We start from the raw sequence: 16,661 nt of genomic DNA on the forward strand, positions 1-16,661 counted from the left end.
TTTCATAACAAGAGCCTTTTTCTTTGAATTAGGAGTTACGCACAAAGATTGTCTGTCGGTGGAGGCTGGGTATGGTATGGGGGTGTAAGGGTTTTGAATAATTACACCCCTATACCCTCACACCCATTCTCAACAATGGTTCCATTCTAGAGTTATCTCCAGATTACCTATATCATGACCTTTCACTAGTACAGGTATAAGCTTCCCTGATTCAATGCCAATATCTATCCCAAATTTGACACTAGCTTTATCTGGTTTAACTTTATTTAATACTTCAGCAATTTCTTTAACAAGTGCTGCTAGTGGCTCAGTGACTTCGCTAAAATGTCTCACTTGAATATTCGATTTGCGATCGCCTATTACTGTCGCTTCAACTTTAATATTAGTACCATCAGCAAGTTCTACTGTAATAATTTTGCTTTGAATTTCCATGTTAATTTAAATACATATCCATGCTGTAATGACTCCAACTTTAACCGCCTCCCACATTCATCGCTGCTAAAACAGCTTTTTGACTAACATCTTTGTAAACAGTATCTAAATATTTCATTACCACATCGCCAGAATTTAAACTTACTACATCCTCTTCAGTTTTAGCCAAAGGGATTGCCCCTAAAACATCTAATACTGTCTCACTCATACTAGGTGTAATTACTATTAGAGATGAATCTAAAGGCTCATGATATTCCCAAAAAGAGTTAAGTTTTACTGAAGATTTCTGATGAGAAGTCACTAGTTTAACATCTGATATTGCAGCCGTGTTTGCTTCAGATTTAGCACCGCGTAAATTCCGTAAATCGCTAATAATTTGTTCTTTAGTTCGCCCTCTTAATTGAAATAGCACAAAAGGATCTTCGCTAAATCTGTCACCTAATTGATAATAAATTGCTCCAACGTGTTTACAAGGGTTGACTTTATCAGGACAAGAACATTGACTATGAATATCACCCAAGGTAAACGGAAATAATGAAAGACCATTGGTAGTAAAAACGTCTTCAATATTTTGGGGCATTTCTCCTGCTAATAATTTGGCAGAGAATAATGCTTTTTTCGACATTGTTTCAATGACATAGCCCCATTCTTCATCATTGAAAGAGTCAAGAGAAAGAGAAACTTTATAAGGTTCAACTTCACTACCTTGAACCTTAGCTAATACTTTCGCACCTTTAAATTCAATATTTAGAACATTACCTTGCCGCGCATAATTTCTAGCGCGTTCTAAGCGTTTTTTAAAACGATAAGAATCAAGTAACTCTAGCCATCTTTGTGACCACCATTCCCGGCTTGCTTGCAATGTATAACTAGTCATAATTAATCTCTAGTAATTAATTTGAGAAATACTCCGCCTTATTCCCCATCTTCGTCAATCAAAGCATTGCGATCGAGTATGAGTAAGTTACGTAGTTGGTCTGTATCTAATTCTGTTAGCCATTCTTCACCAGCACTCACAACTTGTTCCGCCAGTTGCTTTTTACTTTCAATCATGTCATGAATTTTTTCTTCTAAAGTGCCAGTACAGACAAATTTATGTACTTGTACATTCCTGGTTTGACCAATACGAAATACTCGGTCTGTGGCTTGATTTTCAATGGCTGGGTTCCACCATCTATCAAAGTGAAATACATGATTAGCGCGGGTTAAATTCAAACCTACACCACCCGCTTTTAAAGAAAGAATCATCACAGGCGGCCCTTGTGGGTCATGTTGAAAACGGTCTACCATTTCCTCACGTTGTTTTTTACCTGTGCTGCCATATAAGAAGAATACTTCCCTTCCTAATTGCTTTTCTAAGTGGGGTTTGAGTAACTTACCCCATTCAGCAAATTGAGTGAAAATTAACGCCCTGTCTCCTTCTGCGATCGCTACATCTAACATTTCTTCCAGGCATTGCAATTTACCAGAATTATGTTGTGCTAATGTTGTTTCTTTTAAATACTGGGACGGGTGATTGCAAATTTGTTTGAGTTTAGTTAGCAATGCTAAAATCATGCCTCGACGTTGCAATCCTTCGGCAGATTCTATTTCCACTAAAGATTTGTCTACTGCTTGTTGATAAAGTGCAGCTTGTTCTGTCGTTAAACCACAAAATACTGTCATTTCTTGCTTATCTGGCAAGTCTTGAATAATTTCGCGGTCTGTTTTTAACCGTCTTAAAATAAATGGTTGGACTAATGAACGTAACTGATTTAAAGAAGCTGCATCGCCATATTTTTCAATCGGCATTGCAAACCGCCGTTGAAAAAATTGTTTATTCCCTAAATAACCAGGATTGAGAAAATCTAAAATAGACCATAATTCTTGCAGTCTATTTTCTACTGGTGTGCCTGTTAGGGCGATGCGAAATGTGGCATCTAACTGTCGAACTGCCTGTGACTGTTTGGCATCAGGATTTTTGACATTTTGGGCTTCATCTAAGACAATTATCTGCCAAGAAATAGTCTGCAATAATTTCACATCTCTGTGAATTAATGAATAACTCGTAATGATTAAATTATGCTGATTTACTGCTTCAACAAATGCCTTACCTTTAGGGCGCTTGTCACCGTGATACTGCATTACTTTTAGACTGGGAGCAAATTTTCTCACTTCTCGTTCCCAGTTACCTAAAACAGAAGTGGGACAGACTAATAATATAGGTTGTTCTAGTAAATCCTGTTCTTTGAGGTATAAAACAAACGCTATAAGCTCAATAGTTTTGCCTAGTCCCATATCGTCGGCGAGGCACGCACCTAAACCCCAACGTTCTAAAAAAGCCAGCCAAGCCGCACCCCTTTCTTGATAAGGGCGCAACTGTCCTTGGAAACTTGCTGGCGTGGGTAAGGGTTTTATTTCCTGATTATTGCTTAAAGCCCCAATTAATTCTTGTAATGCCCCAGATGCTTCAAAACTCACCACTGGTAACTTTTCAATTACTTGGGTATCACCTGTACTGAGGTGCAAGGCATCTTCTAAAGAAAGTGCCATTTGTTCTTTACGGGAAGCAAAAAATGTTTGGGCTGTTTTGATATCTTGGGGACGCAACTCCACCCACTCACCGTTAATTTCTACCAGGGGACTATTCAAAGCTACTAACCGATCAAACTCTGTTTTAGAAATTGTCTGTCCACCGATCGCTAATTGCCATTGAAAATTTAGTAGGCTTTGTAAACCTAAGCGTTCCTTTTGTTTCTTGGGAGTTTCGGCGGTAATTTTTAATCCTAAACGGTTTGCCCAGCCTTCGCGGTTGGTTAAACTGGGCGGTAAAATTACACCTAAACCGCTATCTTCTAACCTCCAAGCTACGGATTTGATAAATTCGTAGGCTTGAATCGGGGTTAACTGGCAAGATTGGGGATATTCTGTTTCTAAGCTGGGGGCGATCGCACCATACAATCGAGAAGCTAAACCCAACCCGCGCAAGAAAGTTTCTTGGGGTTTATCAATGATGCGGTTGTGATAATTTAATTGTTCAACTGGGTTTTGCCAAACTATTGCAGCATTTAACAAAAACTCTGGATCATCAGCTGCTTGGAGAAAATACGCTAGTGTCCATTCAGTTTCGCCAATTCCGGGAGAATTTAATTGAAAACAAGTGCGGAATAGGGGCTTTCCTGTTATTTCCGACTGTAATGGCAAAGTCCAGGCTTTCAGTGCTGCTTCTAACCGTTCTACACCAATTACATCTGCAACCACAGTTTTAGATGCAGTAGTTAAAGCTTGCAACCACTGTCGTAATGAGACTGGTAAAGCAGCCATCACTCTGGCTTCAATGATCGGTTGATTACCAACCATCTCCCGCACTTGCACATCTATTGTGCTGTTGAGAAATTCTAAAATTAATCCTTGTGCAGATTCAGGCAAATCTACAGAAATATCCCCATTCCCAATTTCTTGATAAGTCCGACAAGCCAGTGGCATTTTCGCTGCGAATTTTTCTAAGCGAGTGCTATCTACAGCGCTGTCTAAAAGCACTTGCCATCCTGCATCTGTAGTAACATCTGCTTGCTGTTGAATATTTGGTAAAAATTTAGAGCGTGAAATTAAATCTAAACTCCAACGGGCTACCTGCGACCAAAATCTTAAATCTCCAGCTAAAAAGGTATCTTTGCCACTAGTAATGTTGAGAGGAAGAGATTGGAGAAATTTAATTGCTTCACTAGTATTGAGACAAAAACCTGCAACTTGCCAAGGTTGCAAGTATGGTGACGCGCCAGATTCCAAATCTTGACTGGCGGAATGCACCGGTAATAAGTTGAATGTTTTATCTTTGGTGTTTTCGAGAATTTGGGTTGGTAAGGCGATGATGTGAGAATATGTAGGTAAACTGGCTTCAGGTGGTTTTGTGGTTTTGCGCGATCGCGGTTGAGTTTGTGCCTGCTGTTGTTTACTGCTGGTAATTGCTATATTCTTTGCTGCTAACCACTCACTCAACTCCACTCCTGTCATTGCTAATGGATGTTGTGGTATTTCTGGAGATTGAGTTATATCCCAATTAACTTGCGGCGATCGCCAAGTTTCTCCCCAGATAAATAAACAACTATTTTGATTTTTTCTGACCCAACTGCCGTGTAAAATCGCCATTTTTAACTACTCAAATTTTGACCAAACTAAATATTTTTAATAATGCGGATGATTGCCCTTTATTGTGGCTAGATTAATTCTGCTAATTTTTACTTTTATTTCAGATTCCGGGACATTGATAAATTATTAAATTATCCACAAATACCATTTAAATAGCTGCTAAAAATTTCATTGCGCATGATAAATAATTGCTGGCTTAGTGATTCAATAGATATTAATTTTGTTGAGGTTAGTGCAGCTATTTTTGTAACGTTGGTACTATTGTACAACTAGGTTTACATACTGGTGAAAGATTGTTTCCCTCTAATTTTAATGATGATTTAAGAAATGTCTCATTCCGTTGAGGAGTTGTAAAAAAATCTACTTTGTATTCCTTGGTTCCACCAGTATTGGATAAATTACATAGATTGTTATATATGCAATTTGTAGACTTTTGAGTATGATTAGGCATATTCTACCTGTGACAATCCTAAAAGATAAGCAAGCCGTCAAATTTACTGCCGCTTGATGAGTAAACATGTAATATATTTGGCAGGAAATAACTTGTTGATCTTTGTATGTAACAGAAGCCAGCCAGAGTGCATAAATGTTAGGATTGCCACAGAGAGAGAATAGTGTGCATAGAAGGAAAAAAAACTGAATGGCAGAAGTTGAAAAGTCAATATCCTTTGATGGACGGGATATTCGACTGAAGTTAGGCCTACTAGCACCCCAAGCTGGTGGGTCAGTTTTGATAGAATCCGGGGACACAGCTGTTTTGGTAACAGCTACGAGATCACAAGCCAGAGAAGGCATTGATTTTCTTCCTCTCACAGTAGATTACGAAGAAAGACTTTATGCAGCAGGTAGAATTCCTGGTGGGATTATGCGCCGGGAAGGTCGTCCACCGGAAAAAGCAATTCTCACCAGCCGTCTGATAGACCGTCCTCTGCGTCCTCTGTTCCCTTCATGGTTGCGGGATGACCTGCAAGTCATCGCTTTAACATTATCAATGGATGAGTTAGTACCGCCTGATGTTCTAGCAGTCACAGGTGCTTCCATCGCTACGTTGCTGGCTCAGATTCCCTTTAACGGGCCAATGGCAGCCGTGCGGGTAGGGTTAGTAGGAGATGATTTCATTATTAATCCTACTTATGCAGAAATTGAAGCTGGCGATTTAGACTTGATTGTAGCGGGTTCGCCAGAAGGCGTAATCATGATTGAGGCAGGAGCCAATCAGCTGCCAGAGCGAGATATTATCGAAGCGATTGATTTTGGCTATGAAGCGGTACGCGATTTAATTAAGGCGCAGCAAGATATCATTGCCGACTTGGGTTTGCAAATAATTCACCAAGCACCACCAGAGGTAGACCAGACCCTGGAAAATTATATTCGCGATCGCGCCAATGACGAGATTAAGAAAATTCTGTCTCAATTTACATTCACTAAACCCGAACGCGATGCAGCTTTAGATGTAGTTAAAGATACTATCCAAACGGCGATCGCTGAACTACCAGAAGAAGATCCCGTTCGCCTAGCTGCGACGAGTGATCCCAAAGCACTTGGTAAGACTTTTAAAGAAATCACCAAATATTTCATGCGCCGTCAAATCGTGGAAGATAATATCCGCGTTGATGGTCGCAAACTTGATGAAGTACGTCCTGTTTCTTGTCAAGTTAGTGTCTTACCAAAACGCGTCCACGGTAGTGGTTTATTTAACCGCGGGCTAACTCAGGTATTATCCAACTGTACCCTTGGTACTCCTGGTGATGCCCAGAACCTCAATGATGACCTGCAAACAGACCAATCCAAGCGCTACCTGCACCATTACAACTTCCCTCCCTTCTCCGTTGGCGAAACCAAGCCAATGCGTGCGCCTGGTAGACGGGAAATCGGTCACGGAGCTTTAGCAGAACGGGCTATTTTGCCAATACTGCCACCCAAAGAACAATTTCCTTACGTGATTCGGATCGTTTCAGAAGTACTTTCTTCCAACGGTTCCACCTCAATGGGTTCAGTCTGCGGTTCTACCCTCGCCCTCATGGATGCTGGTGTACCGATTATCAAACCCGTCAGCGGTGCGGCAATGGGTCTGATTAAAGAAGGTGATGAAGTCCGCGTTTTGACTGATATTCAAGGCATTGAAGACTTCCTCGGTGACATGGACTTCAAGGTTGCCGGCACAGATAGCGGAATTACAGCCTTACAAATGGATATGAAAATCTCTGGTTTGTCTTTGGAAACCATAGCCCAAGCCATTCACCAAGCCAAAGATGCACGGTTGCACATCTTGGAGAAAATGCTCCAAACTATCGACCAACCACGCACAGAAACATCACCCTACGCGCCCCGACTGCTGACTATCAAGATTGACCCAGACATGATTGGTTTAGTCATCGGCCCTGGCGGTAAGACAATTAAAGGTATCACCGAAGAAACTGGTGCCAAAATCGACATTGAAGATGATGGTACTGTTACCATATCTGCCGTTGATGAAAGCAAAGCCAAAAAAGCCCGGAACATCATCCAAGGGATGACCCGCAAGCTGCATGAAGGGGATGTCTACGCAGGTCGCGTTACGCGAATTATCCCAATAGGTGCATTTGTAGAATTCCTACCCGGTAAGGAAGGGATGATCCACATTTCTCAACTTGCTGACTACCGCGTTGGTAAAGTTGAAGATGAAGTCGCAGTTGGTGATGAAGTGATTGTCAAAGTGCGCGAGATTGACGGTAAAGGACGAATCAATCTCACACGTTTGGGTATCCATCCAGACCAAGCAGCTGCGGCGAGAGAAGCTGCGGCAGTAAATCGATAAATCGATTTGGGATTTTAGATATTCTCTAAAATCCGCGATGCCTTTGTTGTAGGCATCGCCGTAGCTTTTTTAAAAGTTTTGTGCAAGTCAAAGGAACCGTATGAAGAAATTTGCGGTTACATAAAAATAAAAAATGAGCCGAATGAGTCAACTCGCGGCTATTAAAACAAAGCCTGCCTATCGCGCTTCGCGCACCACGCAGGCTAAATAATATTACAAAATTTTCCAGTCTGGAACGATAGATTTTTTTTGATGGTGGGTAGCTTGGTTGGGAAACTCATGTTATCTGGGTAATTGAACTATAAAAGTACTACCATTACCCAATTCACTTTGTAGATTTAATTTGCCTTGATGTGCTTGAACAATTGCTTGAACAATAGCTAATCCTAATCCAGAACCACCAGTGTTACGAGAGCGATCGCTACTTACTCGATAAAAGCGATCAAAAATTCTAGTCAGTTCATGTTGTGGAATACCAATGCCTGTATCTTGGACTTTAATGATAGCATAATTATCATTGTGTTCTAAGATAACTGTTACTTCCCCTCCTTTGGGTGTGTATTGAATTGCATTGACAATTAAGTTGGAAACCAACCGATAAAACTGATCGGAATTCCCCATAATATTCAGATTCTGCTGAACTCGAATTGAAGATATCAGCTTTACCTCTGCGGCATTTGCCATCGCTTCAAATTCTTCAATTAAATCGCTAACAATATCATTTAAACAACAAACTTCGTGCTGTAACTTTTGAGCTTGCCTATCTAAACGTGCTAACATCAATAAGTCAACAACTAAAGTTGTTAACCTCTGATTTTGACGCTGTATAGTTTGCAATATATCTCGTGTTTCTTGTTCATCTATTTCTGGCATTAAAAGTGCTGATTCTACAGTTGCACTTGTCGCAGCTAAAGGCGTTCGTAATTCATGTGCGGCATCGGCTGTAAACTGTTGAATTTGTCGATATGATTGATAAATTGGCTGCATCGCTAATCCTGACAACCACCAACTGGCACCTGCAATCATAACCATAGCCATCGGCAGCCCTAATATCAAAATTAGCTTGACACTATCCAAATAGTGATTAAACTCTTCTAGACTTCGCCCTACTTGCATGTATCCCCAATCCTGATAATTTTGGGTATGCAGAGATAGAGTAATTTGATGATATTCGTTGCCTTTGCTATCTTTGAGAAATTGCCAAGTTTTTTGATTAAAAATATTAGGTAATCCCTCTGGATAATAACCAGCATTAGCAATTAAATTTCCTGAACTATCAAAAAATCGTATATAGTAGCTAGTCTTAGTCACAATACCAAGAAGATGACGTTTAGGATGCGGCTGTTCTTGAATACAATTAGTAGCCCCAATTCTACAGTTACCTGTATTTGGAAATAACTGATTTACTAATGGTTCTAAACGTCCAGGTGACTGAAGTTTTAGTTCAATACTGTCGTGCAGTGTCCCAGCTACAGTCTCAATTTCATTGTCTAAAGCTACCACATGAGCATGAAACACAGACCTGTAAAAGCCAAAGGCACATAGGCTTAAAATCAAACCCATAACAATAGCGTAATACAGAGCTAAACGAACACGGGTAAGCCTAAACAATTTATTTTGATTCATCTGAGAACTTAAGACGATACCCCATACCGTGCAAAGTTTCAATTGGATTAGGACAGTCGTTACTCGTGAGTTTACGACGTAACAAACGTATTTGCGCTGCCACTACATTACTGCGAGACTCCGCATTAACTTCCCAAATTTGATTACGAATTTGCTCAGTCGTAACAATCTGATTAGGATGGTTCATGAAATATTCCAATAGTTGGAATTCTTTATTAGTTAATGGAATGCTTTGCTGTTCACCTGTTGTATTTTGTCTAACAACTGTACTGTTGCCACAATCTAGAGTCAAATTACCAACAGTTAATTGTTGAGGTTGTAAGTGTGGAGAACGACGCTGTAAAGCCCGCAATCTTGCCAGCAGTTCCACCATACCGAAGGGTTTTACTAAGTAGTCATCAGCACCTGCATCTAGTCCGGCAACTTTATCTTCCATTCTATCTTTAGCAGTTAGCATCAGGATAGGAAGAGGATTACCTTTATAACGCATTCTTTTACACAATTCTAAACCACTAATTCCTGGAAGCATCCAATCAAGAATCGCTACTGTATATTGCGCCGAACTATTTTCTAAGTAAGTCCATGCGTCATTCCCATCCATAACCCAGTCAACTAGGTACTTTTGTTGATTTAAAGTACGCTTAATAGCAGCCCCCAAATCCGGCTCATCTTCAACTAGTAGCACCCTCATATCAAATTGGGTATTTAAAAGTTCTTTATAAGTTTGTAATTTTAGCATAGTTCCCCATAGGGATACCCCTATTAATAGGGTTGCAGAAATTTATGAAATTAGGATGAAAATATTAGATATTTTATGTTTCAAGTCAATTAATTAACAAAAACAATAATACCTACTGATTTTTATGGAGTTTCAAGATTCAATAAAAAATTTCATCTTGATTTCATATTTATCCTTCAACATAAAAATATGTCAATTCCGTAATGGATATCAATATTTTTATGGGCATACTTGAAATGCTTACCTATATATTTATCGATTCCAACATAATTACTATTTATTTTTAAGCAAATTGAATAGATTCAAAAAGAAATGAACTATACAAGCAATAGTTATTCCTCTTGTTTTAAAGAAAACAATGTAGTGGTTATATTGCAATAAAATCAAATCCAATGAACAAGTTCATATAGCTATGAGAATTTGTAATAATTTTTAAATTTTTGGGTAATTAATATGAATTATTTGGCAAAATCTTCATTCTTGGAAAGCGTTTTCAGCCCTCAGTGGAGCAACCATAGTAAATGGAAAAATACTACGGCTACTGATGTTACCCAGGCTTTAGGTAATGTTCCGATTGTCAAACTCAGAAATATTTCTCCTGTCTGTGCGATCGCAGAATGCTTCTTGAAATTGGAAAGTTGTAATCCCGGTGGATCAATTAAGGAAAAAAATGCAGTTTACCTCGTGACGCGTGCAGAGGAGGAAGGGTTGCTTATACCTGGTGGTACGATTATCGAGTCCAGCTCAGGAAATTTCGGTGTAGGATTGGCAATGGTAGGAGCAGTCCGAGGGTATCGAGTGATGATTGTCGTCGATGCGAAAACTCCTCCGCCCTTTAGGCGAATGTTGACAGCGTATGGTGCTGAACTTGTCGATGTCCCGCTACATGAAGCAGACGAATCGGGATCTATGCAAAAGGCACGAATGAAACGGGCAAAAGAGCTTGCAGCCACTATTCCCGATGCTTGGTATCCATGTCAGCACTTGAATCCTTTGAATACTGAGGCACATTCGTATTACACTGCGCGGGAAATTGAAGCTCACTTTGCTGATGAGCTTGATGCTGTAGTAGTTGGTGTGAGTACGGCGGGACAAATAATGGGAATAGCTCGTTATCTGAAACCGCGATTCCCAAACATACGCATTGTTGGTGTTGATGTGGTGGGTTCAGTGATTATGGGAACGCCAGCAAAACCATACAAGATGACGGGCATTGGCTTATCTTTCTTTCCACCAAATCTCGATCTTTCGCTACTCGATCGCGCTTACATAGTACCAGAAGATTTAGCTTATTCAGTCTGTCACGCCCTTGCACGTCGTGAGGGATTGCTTCTGGGTGCATCAACAGGGGCAATTGTAGCTGGTGGCTTGCATCTGGCGCATGAACTGGGCGAGGGTGCGCGGATTCTGATGATCAATCCAGACCGAGGGGACAGATATCTTGAGACAGTGTATGATGCCGATTGGCTTGAGCGTCATGGATTTACTCTGAAACAACACTCACATCTTGAGGATGCGATCGCTTCACTAACTCCCCTTTATTTTAAGTAGTGCTGAAAAATAACATGAATACCTCACCCCAGCCCAAACAAGAAAGTAATCAAATAACTTCAGGGCGATCGCTGTTAGCACTACTGACGCAGTTTATTCCACTTTCTTTATCTGATGTGGCAATGACTCTTGGAGATCCGCTTCAGACATCTGCACTCAGTCGCCTAGCCTTTCCGCAAGAGACATTAGCCGGAGTCGGGGTAGTCAAAGGAGTTGCTGTATTTCTGGAAAGCCCGATCATCATGATTCTTCATGCCTCAACTGCACTGGGAGGCCAAGCCAAATCTCGGCGCGCGCTTTGGCAGTTTACGATGATTGCGGGATTATCTCTAAGTGGTATCTTTCTGTTACTCACCTGGGAACCCTTGTATAACTGGCTATTACTTGATGTATTCGGCGTGAGCGCATCAATTGCTGCACGAGGAAGAACTGCTTTTTTGTTGATGTTTCTGTGGCCTTTCGTGATTGCTTGGCGGCGATTCTTTCAAGGGTTGCTAATTCGCGCTCAAAAGAGCATAGCTGTAGGTTGGGCAAGTGTAGCGCGATTGACTTGGGTAATTGTGTCGCTGGCAGTGGGAGTAACTTTACGGTTAGATGGCGCATTTTTAGCAGGTATCACCATGATGGGAGCCATACTCATTGAGGCGGTACTGGTTACATGGTTTTGTATGCGTCTTGGTGCTATTTCTATTCTTAACCAACAAGGATATTTTGAGACTAAGAAACTGCCTCAAACTTTGTCAGGAGTCAGCTTTTACTATCTTCCTTTAGCCTCTACCATGCTTTTAGTATGGGGCGCAAGAGCCATACTTTTGAGTCTGATTGCTCGCGCATTCGATGGTAGTTTAGCACTTGCCGTTTGGCCTGCGGCCTGGGGGCTACTGCTTTCAATCGCTAACGGTACACGTATGATTCAACAAGTGGTAATTTCTGCTTATGAAGAAACTTCCAAGCAAACACTTGCTGCTTTTGTAATTATTGTCGGGCTGAGTTTTACTTTGATACCGTTTTGGCTGGGGTATACAGACCAAGGATTATTTTTACTGGGTCAGTTTTTGGGAAATAATCCCTCTCTTGTAGAAGCATCTCGTCCAGTTATACAAATACTCTCATGTTTCCCCCTGCTCCTGGCTCTGCAAAATACTTTTCAGGGGCTACTTATTCACAAGGGCAAGAACTGGTTCATCAACTTGGCAACAGTAGTTGCTGCGACTTTTACTTTAGTAGTATGTGGAAGTTTGATTTTTACAAAACATAGCGGAGCTACTTCAGCAGCCTATGGAATGCTTGCGGGTGTGATAAGTGAAATAATAGTGCTGTTTTTCGCACTTAAAAAGAAATAACTGGATTCATTTTTACTAGCAACTATGGCACTATTAATAGGCAACAAAAAGCATGGTGGAACACATAGTTGCTAACACAACCTAAAACAAATTCTTCTATACTATAAAACCAACACCGCCGTCCAATTACCATCCAGTCTGTTTAGCCGCTACTTCAGTCGTTCGGCTTAGTACCCAAAAATAAATACTCACTTTGGTCAGTTTGTCGAATTACGCTAAGTTTGGTAAATAAAAGAAATAGACTATATTGTTTGCTTTTATTCCACACTTTATCTAAAGCATTGTGAGTGCAAAACGTTTGCCAGAAACTACTGCCCATGTCAGAATTACGCGCCAATCCTGGCAACACGGCTTTCTTGAGGGCGAAGTTAGCGCGGGGGATTTTGAGTGGCATTTCCAGTGGCATTTCCGCCGTGGAGAACTGTCTGTGAAGCCATCCCAAGGCCGCGCTTTAATCAAAGAACCCCTTGGGCGCTTTTTAGAAAAACAAGATTATCAGTTGGAGCCAGGAAGCGATTATGCTTTTACTATCCGAGCAGAACTATGAGGATACAAGGCAAGGGAGAGATCAGAACCATTGACTATTAACTCTTGACTGCTGATTCTGTCAGACGATTTAAATATCTTTCAATTAATAAGATAGCCACAATGTCATCTATTGGTCTCGGTGGTTGGCGCATCCCCTTTGGTAATAGTTTTGTGAGTCCTTGGGGCGGATACATTTGCCAATAGCGATCTCGTGCTTCTAAAGTAGAATATCGCTCATCTACTAACATGATATTTAATGGTTGTGCTAATTTTTGCTGTAATTGCTGTTTCCACTGCTTGGCTGTGGTTTGATTGCCCATAACTAGTAAGGAAACAGGATATGTTTTTTGGAGGGTTTCTATATTGGCGATCGCTTCTTGTGCCAGTACAACCTGATGATAATGCAGTTGCCGATCTAATCCCATTACGGCTAAACCACACTTATCTTTACCAGGATCAAAGCCAAGAATTACTGGTTGATTTGGCGAGAATTCATTTAAACTCATATTCAATCAGCTAAAATTTTAAACTGGCGTATAGCAAAAATATATAAAAAAGGCAACAGGCAAAAGAAATAACATTCATACCACAAGCTTTTTAGCAATTACCGATGGTTACTGAGCTTTTAGTCACCATAGCCTTAACCTGTAATTCCTATTGTTTCAGCATTTCACGTACTGAAAATAACTTTGCCGTTTTGGATAGCTAATAATTTAACTCGCAGAGGCCCTGCTGTATAAGTATCTTCTGAGGCGATCGCTTTAATCTCTAAAGGCTGATCGTATTGTCTTAATTGGTTGATAAATCGTAAAAAAGTTCCATCTACTTGCACACTTTCTACAATACCAGCATTCCTAGCCCGAAATTGAGAAGCAGAAATGAGTAAATCTAGCCTTTGCCGTAACTCATAAGATGTCATGTTTCGGGGATCAGCATTTGTACTAGCCAAGACCTCTCCTCCTGCAAAAACTAATATATTGCGTGCAGCATCTCCAAAGAATTCTATCTGTTTTTCGCCTCTGACATAATTGCCTGCGGAGAAAATTCGCACAACATATTCTCTACCATCGCTAATTTGTCTAATCAACTGCTCAACTCTTTCTGGAGTCACACGCAAAATTTGGGTATTTTCTGGTTTTGCACTCGGTTCAGTTAATTGAAAAATTGCATTCTGGTTAGCATCACCTAAAAGTTGCAGTACCGCCTGACGCGCAGCAGTAGCTTGGTTAACTTGAATCACAGCACCAGCCAAAACCTGACCACGAACCAACGCCAACTTGCCTAAACGCAGGTCTTGATAAGACTGATAGTATTTTTCTAGTCTGGCTACTTCCTGTTCTAAATAATCCTGTTGTCTTTCTAATTCTTTGAGGCGAGATTCCCGTGTCGCAATAACTTGTTCTCGTGCAGTAATTTCTAAATTGCGATTTTGAATGAGTTTATCTAGTTGGGCAATTTTGAGATCGCGCTGTTCAATAATTTCTTGGCGGTTGGCGAGTTCGCGATCGCGTTTTATGATGGCTGCTTTCGCTTCATCAATCGCTTTTTTCGCCTCTGCGTACAATCTTTGTTGTTCCGCCTTTAATTCTCCTACAGCCACTTGTAGGGCTTTTCTCTGATTGTAAACGTTTTGTAATTCTGATCTGGCTTGTTGATATTGAGTTGCTACTTGATTCAAACGCCCTTGAGTGCGTTGCAGTTGCAACTGTGTTTGGGCTTGGCGACTAATAGTTTGGTTTAGTTGCGCTTGCGTTTCTCGTTGTTTAGCATTTGCGGCTTGCAACGATTTATTAATTATCTGCAAATCTTGTTGTGCTTTGGTTTGTTCAACTCTCGCTTGGCTTAACTCTTTCTCTATTTGGCCTTTTTGCGTTTCTGCGATTTTAAGTTGTTCTCGTTTGTTTCTTAGGTCTTTTTGAATATCTTCTAATTCAAAGACTCCTTTACGCAATCTTTCATCAGCTGCAAACAAAATTCCTAGAGTTGAAGCCGAAATTAAGCCCCCAGTGAAAATAGTCACAACTACCGCCGTATTTTTTGGCCGAAGCTTAAAGAGTGAGAGGCGTGCTTTACCAACCCGTGTGCCAATGCGATCGCCCACAGTTGCAATTACGCCTCCCAAAATTAAAATTGCCGCTATGAGGATGTACCCGGTGGTCATCTTCAACTACCGAAATGGTTCCAGATACAGCCTACTACTTTCGACCATTGTCTGTGGAGGATGGATGATTGGCAATAGCGAAGATTCATCAATTTATGATTTAACTCCAGCTATGGGTATTATCTGCAAAAACACAATAATTGCCAACTCCACTACCTCCAATTGCTTTGAACAACAAAGAACGCAGGAGTCAGGAAGCCCAAATTCAGAATGAATCACGTTTTTCTTCTGACTCCTGACTTCTGACTGCTGAATTCTTGTTTAAGTGAACTGTCTACTTAAGCTAACAGGTTTATGCACAGTAATCTTCTTTTTATGAATAGAAATCATTTTCTTCTCACGTAAATCACCAAGTAACCTAGTGACTGTGACGCGAGTTGAACCAATTGCCTCTGCGATCGCTTGATGAGATAGCTTCAGATCAATTGTGATTCCATCTGCACAAGGAACACCAAAATCACGACAAAGAATTAATAAAAAACTCACCAATCTTGAACCCATATCTCGGTGAGCTAGAGTTTCAATCATCATCTCTGTCTGTAAAATCCGCGAAGATAGACCCCGCAGCATTAACATTGATAATTCTGGATTTTCCTTAAGTGCTTGCTCTACTTGTTCGATTGGTGCTGACAGCAATTCTACAGGTGTAAATGCAACAGCATGGTAAAATCGATCCGACTTATTTCCCGTCAGCAAAGACAGCACACCAAAAACACTATTTTCCCGTAACAGCGCTACTGTTATTTCTTCTCCTGCTTCGTATACCCTGGAAAGTTTTACAGCACCCTTAAGAAGAAAATAAACTCGTTCAGCAGGATCGCCTGGAAAAAAGATCGTTTTGTTGCGTTCAAACGTTTCCACAACAGGCGGAAACGCGCCAGTTGCCATCTGACGAAAAACATTTGCTAGGGCTTTATCTTGTGTCACGATCATCTCCCTTCCCCTACCCAATGCCGGAAAAACAAATAAACTGATTACCTAAGAATACACCTGAAAAATCAATAAATCACCGTCAACCTTTCTGTACTTTCCTATACTCAAATACCAAACATCAGAGTTATTTGTTCATAATGATACATAATTTTTCACCTTTTTAGCTAGTAGTTGTTATAAGTACTTACAAACTCCTATTCATCAGGTTTTTTACAAAAAAATTCATTATATCTTGAGAATATCTTCAGGAATAGCAGACAATTTTTTATGCAGGAAATGCAGTTGTTGATTTAAAGAAGAATTCACAACTCACAATTCAGCGTCAAAATCAATCCTTTGGGAAAAATATCTGTTACCTAGAAGCACCAGCAAATTTCCAATTTGGTCTAGTGTTTCACAGTTTATTCATCCGCCAATACCCCA

General features: G+C 40.5%; 12 protein-coding genes. 4 read left to right on the plus strand and 8 right to left on the minus strand.

The features are described 5' to 3' along the window. Positions 1-129 precede the first annotated feature (129 nt). The 3 genes from NOS7107_RS12225 to NOS7107_RS12235 are packed head-to-tail and all read right to left on the minus strand — an operon-like array spanning position 130 to position 4,560. Positions 130-432: a CU044_2847 family protein gene (locus NOS7107_RS12225; RefSeq protein WP_015113287.1), complete on the minus strand. Its 303-nt coding sequence runs from the start codon at positions 430-432 to the stop codon at positions 130-132. A 40-nt stretch (positions 433-472) separates the two neighbouring features. Next, complete coding sequence (locus tag NOS7107_RS12230) at positions 473-1,309, minus strand: SWIM zinc finger family protein (protein ID WP_015113288.1); 837 nt, start codon at positions 1,307-1,309, stop codon at positions 473-475. Positions 1,310-1,347: 38 nt separating this feature from the next. Further along, on the minus strand, positions 1,348-4,560 hold the full coding sequence (locus tag NOS7107_RS12235; RefSeq protein ID WP_015113289.1) for a DEAD/DEAH box helicase: 3,213 nt from the start codon (positions 4,558-4,560) through the stop codon (positions 1,348-1,350). 640 nt (positions 4,561-5,200) lie between these two features. Here NOS7107_RS12235 and NOS7107_RS12240 point away from each other — a divergent pair. After that, entirely contained in the window at positions 5,201-7,357 is a 2,157-nt protein-coding gene (locus tag NOS7107_RS12240; protein WP_015113291.1) for a polyribonucleotide nucleotidyltransferase, read from the plus strand. 282 nt (positions 7,358-7,639) lie between these two features. Here NOS7107_RS12240 and rppB read toward each other — a convergent pair whose 3' ends face one another. Both rppB and rppA read right to left on the minus strand, forming a co-directional pair. After that, positions 7,640-8,983: a two-component system sensor histidine kinase RppB gene (gene rppB / locus NOS7107_RS12245; RefSeq protein WP_015113292.1), complete on the minus strand. Its 1,344-nt coding sequence runs from the start codon at positions 8,981-8,983 to the stop codon at positions 7,640-7,642. Then, a complete protein-coding gene (gene rppA / locus NOS7107_RS12250; protein ID WP_157374218.1) occupies positions 8,970-9,674 on the minus strand; it encodes a two-component system response regulator RppA in 705 nt (234 codons plus the stop codon). The genes rppB and rppA overlap by 14 nt, the downstream gene beginning before the upstream one ends. A 501-nt stretch (positions 9,675-10,175) precedes the next feature. Here rppA and NOS7107_RS12255 point away from each other — a divergent pair. From NOS7107_RS12255 to NOS7107_RS12265, 3 genes are all read left to right on the plus strand, one after another. Next, positions 10,176-11,273: a cysteine synthase family protein gene (locus NOS7107_RS12255; protein ID WP_015113294.1), complete on the plus strand. Its 1,098-nt coding sequence runs from the start codon at positions 10,176-10,178 to the stop codon at positions 11,271-11,273. Positions 11,274-11,287: 14 nt separating this feature from the next. Next, positions 11,288-12,616: a hypothetical protein gene (locus NOS7107_RS12260; RefSeq protein ID WP_015113295.1), complete on the plus strand. Its 1,329-nt coding sequence runs from the start codon at positions 11,288-11,290 to the stop codon at positions 12,614-12,616. A gap of 283 nt (positions 12,617-12,899) precedes the next feature. Next, on the plus strand, positions 12,900-13,163 hold the full coding sequence (locus NOS7107_RS12265; protein ID WP_015113296.1) for a DUF3146 family protein: 264 nt from the start codon (positions 12,900-12,902) through the stop codon (positions 13,161-13,163). 37 nt (positions 13,164-13,200) lie between these two features. Here NOS7107_RS12265 and ruvX read toward each other — a convergent pair whose 3' ends face one another. From ruvX to ntcA, 3 genes are all read right to left on the minus strand, one after another. Beyond that, positions 13,201-13,650 carry a Holliday junction resolvase RuvX gene (gene ruvX, locus NOS7107_RS12270; RefSeq protein WP_015113297.1) on the minus strand — a complete coding sequence of 150 codons (450 nt, stop codon included), beginning with the start codon at positions 13,648-13,650 and terminating at the stop codon, positions 13,201-13,203. Between the two features lie 164 nt (positions 13,651-13,814). Next, positions 13,815-15,305: a DUF3084 domain-containing protein gene (locus NOS7107_RS12275; RefSeq protein WP_015113298.1), complete on the minus strand. Its 1,491-nt coding sequence runs from the start codon at positions 15,303-15,305 to the stop codon at positions 13,815-13,817. Between the two features lie 261 nt (positions 15,306-15,566). Next, complete coding sequence (gene ntcA, locus NOS7107_RS12280; RefSeq protein WP_015113299.1) at positions 15,567-16,238, minus strand: global nitrogen regulator NtcA; 672 nt, start codon at positions 16,236-16,238, stop codon at positions 15,567-15,569. Positions 16,239-16,661 lie beyond the last annotated feature (423 nt).

Source organism: Nostoc sp. PCC 7107, assembly GCF_000316625.1.
Classification (GTDB): domain Bacteria; phylum Cyanobacteriota; class Cyanobacteriia; order Cyanobacteriales; family Nostocaceae; genus Nostoc_B.

What these genes read in the sequence shown, in the direction of transcription:
- NOS7107_RS12225 (WP_015113287.1), bottom strand. Translation starts at nt 432, where the DNA reads ATGGAAATTCAAAGCAAAATTATTACAGTAGAACTTGCTGATGGTACT.
- NOS7107_RS12230 (WP_015113288.1), bottom strand. Translation starts at nt 1,309, where the DNA reads ATGACTAGTTATACATTGCAAGCAAGCCGGGAATGGTGGTCACAAAGA.
- NOS7107_RS12235 (WP_015113289.1), bottom strand. Translation starts at nt 4,560, where the DNA reads ATGGCGATTTTACACGGCAGTTGGGTCAGAAAAAATCAAAATAGTTGT.
- NOS7107_RS12240 (WP_015113291.1), top strand. Translation starts at nt 5,201, where the DNA reads ATGGCAGAAGTTGAAAAGTCAATATCCTTTGATGGACGGGATATTCGA.
- rppB (WP_015113292.1), bottom strand. Translation starts at nt 8,983, where the DNA reads ATGAATCAAAATAAATTGTTTAGGCTTACCCGTGTTCGTTTAGCTCTG.
- rppA (WP_157374218.1), bottom strand. Translation starts at nt 9,674, where the DNA reads ATGAGGGTGCTACTAGTTGAAGATGAGCCGGATTTGGGGGCTGCTATT.
- NOS7107_RS12255 (WP_015113294.1), top strand. Translation starts at nt 10,176, where the DNA reads ATGAATTATTTGGCAAAATCTTCATTCTTGGAAAGCGTTTTCAGCCCT.
- NOS7107_RS12260 (WP_015113295.1), top strand. Translation starts at nt 11,288, where the DNA reads ATGAATACCTCACCCCAGCCCAAACAAGAAAGTAATCAAATAACTTCA.
- ruvX (WP_015113297.1), bottom strand. Translation starts at nt 13,650, where the DNA reads ATGAGTTTAAATGAATTCTCGCCAAATCAACCAGTAATTCTTGGCTTT.
- NOS7107_RS12275 (WP_015113298.1), bottom strand. Translation starts at nt 15,305, where the DNA reads ATGACCACCGGGTACATCCTCATAGCGGCAATTTTAATTTTGGGAGGC.
- ntcA (WP_015113299.1), bottom strand. Translation starts at nt 16,238, where the DNA reads ATGATCGTGACACAAGATAAAGCCCTAGCAAATGTTTTTCGTCAGATG.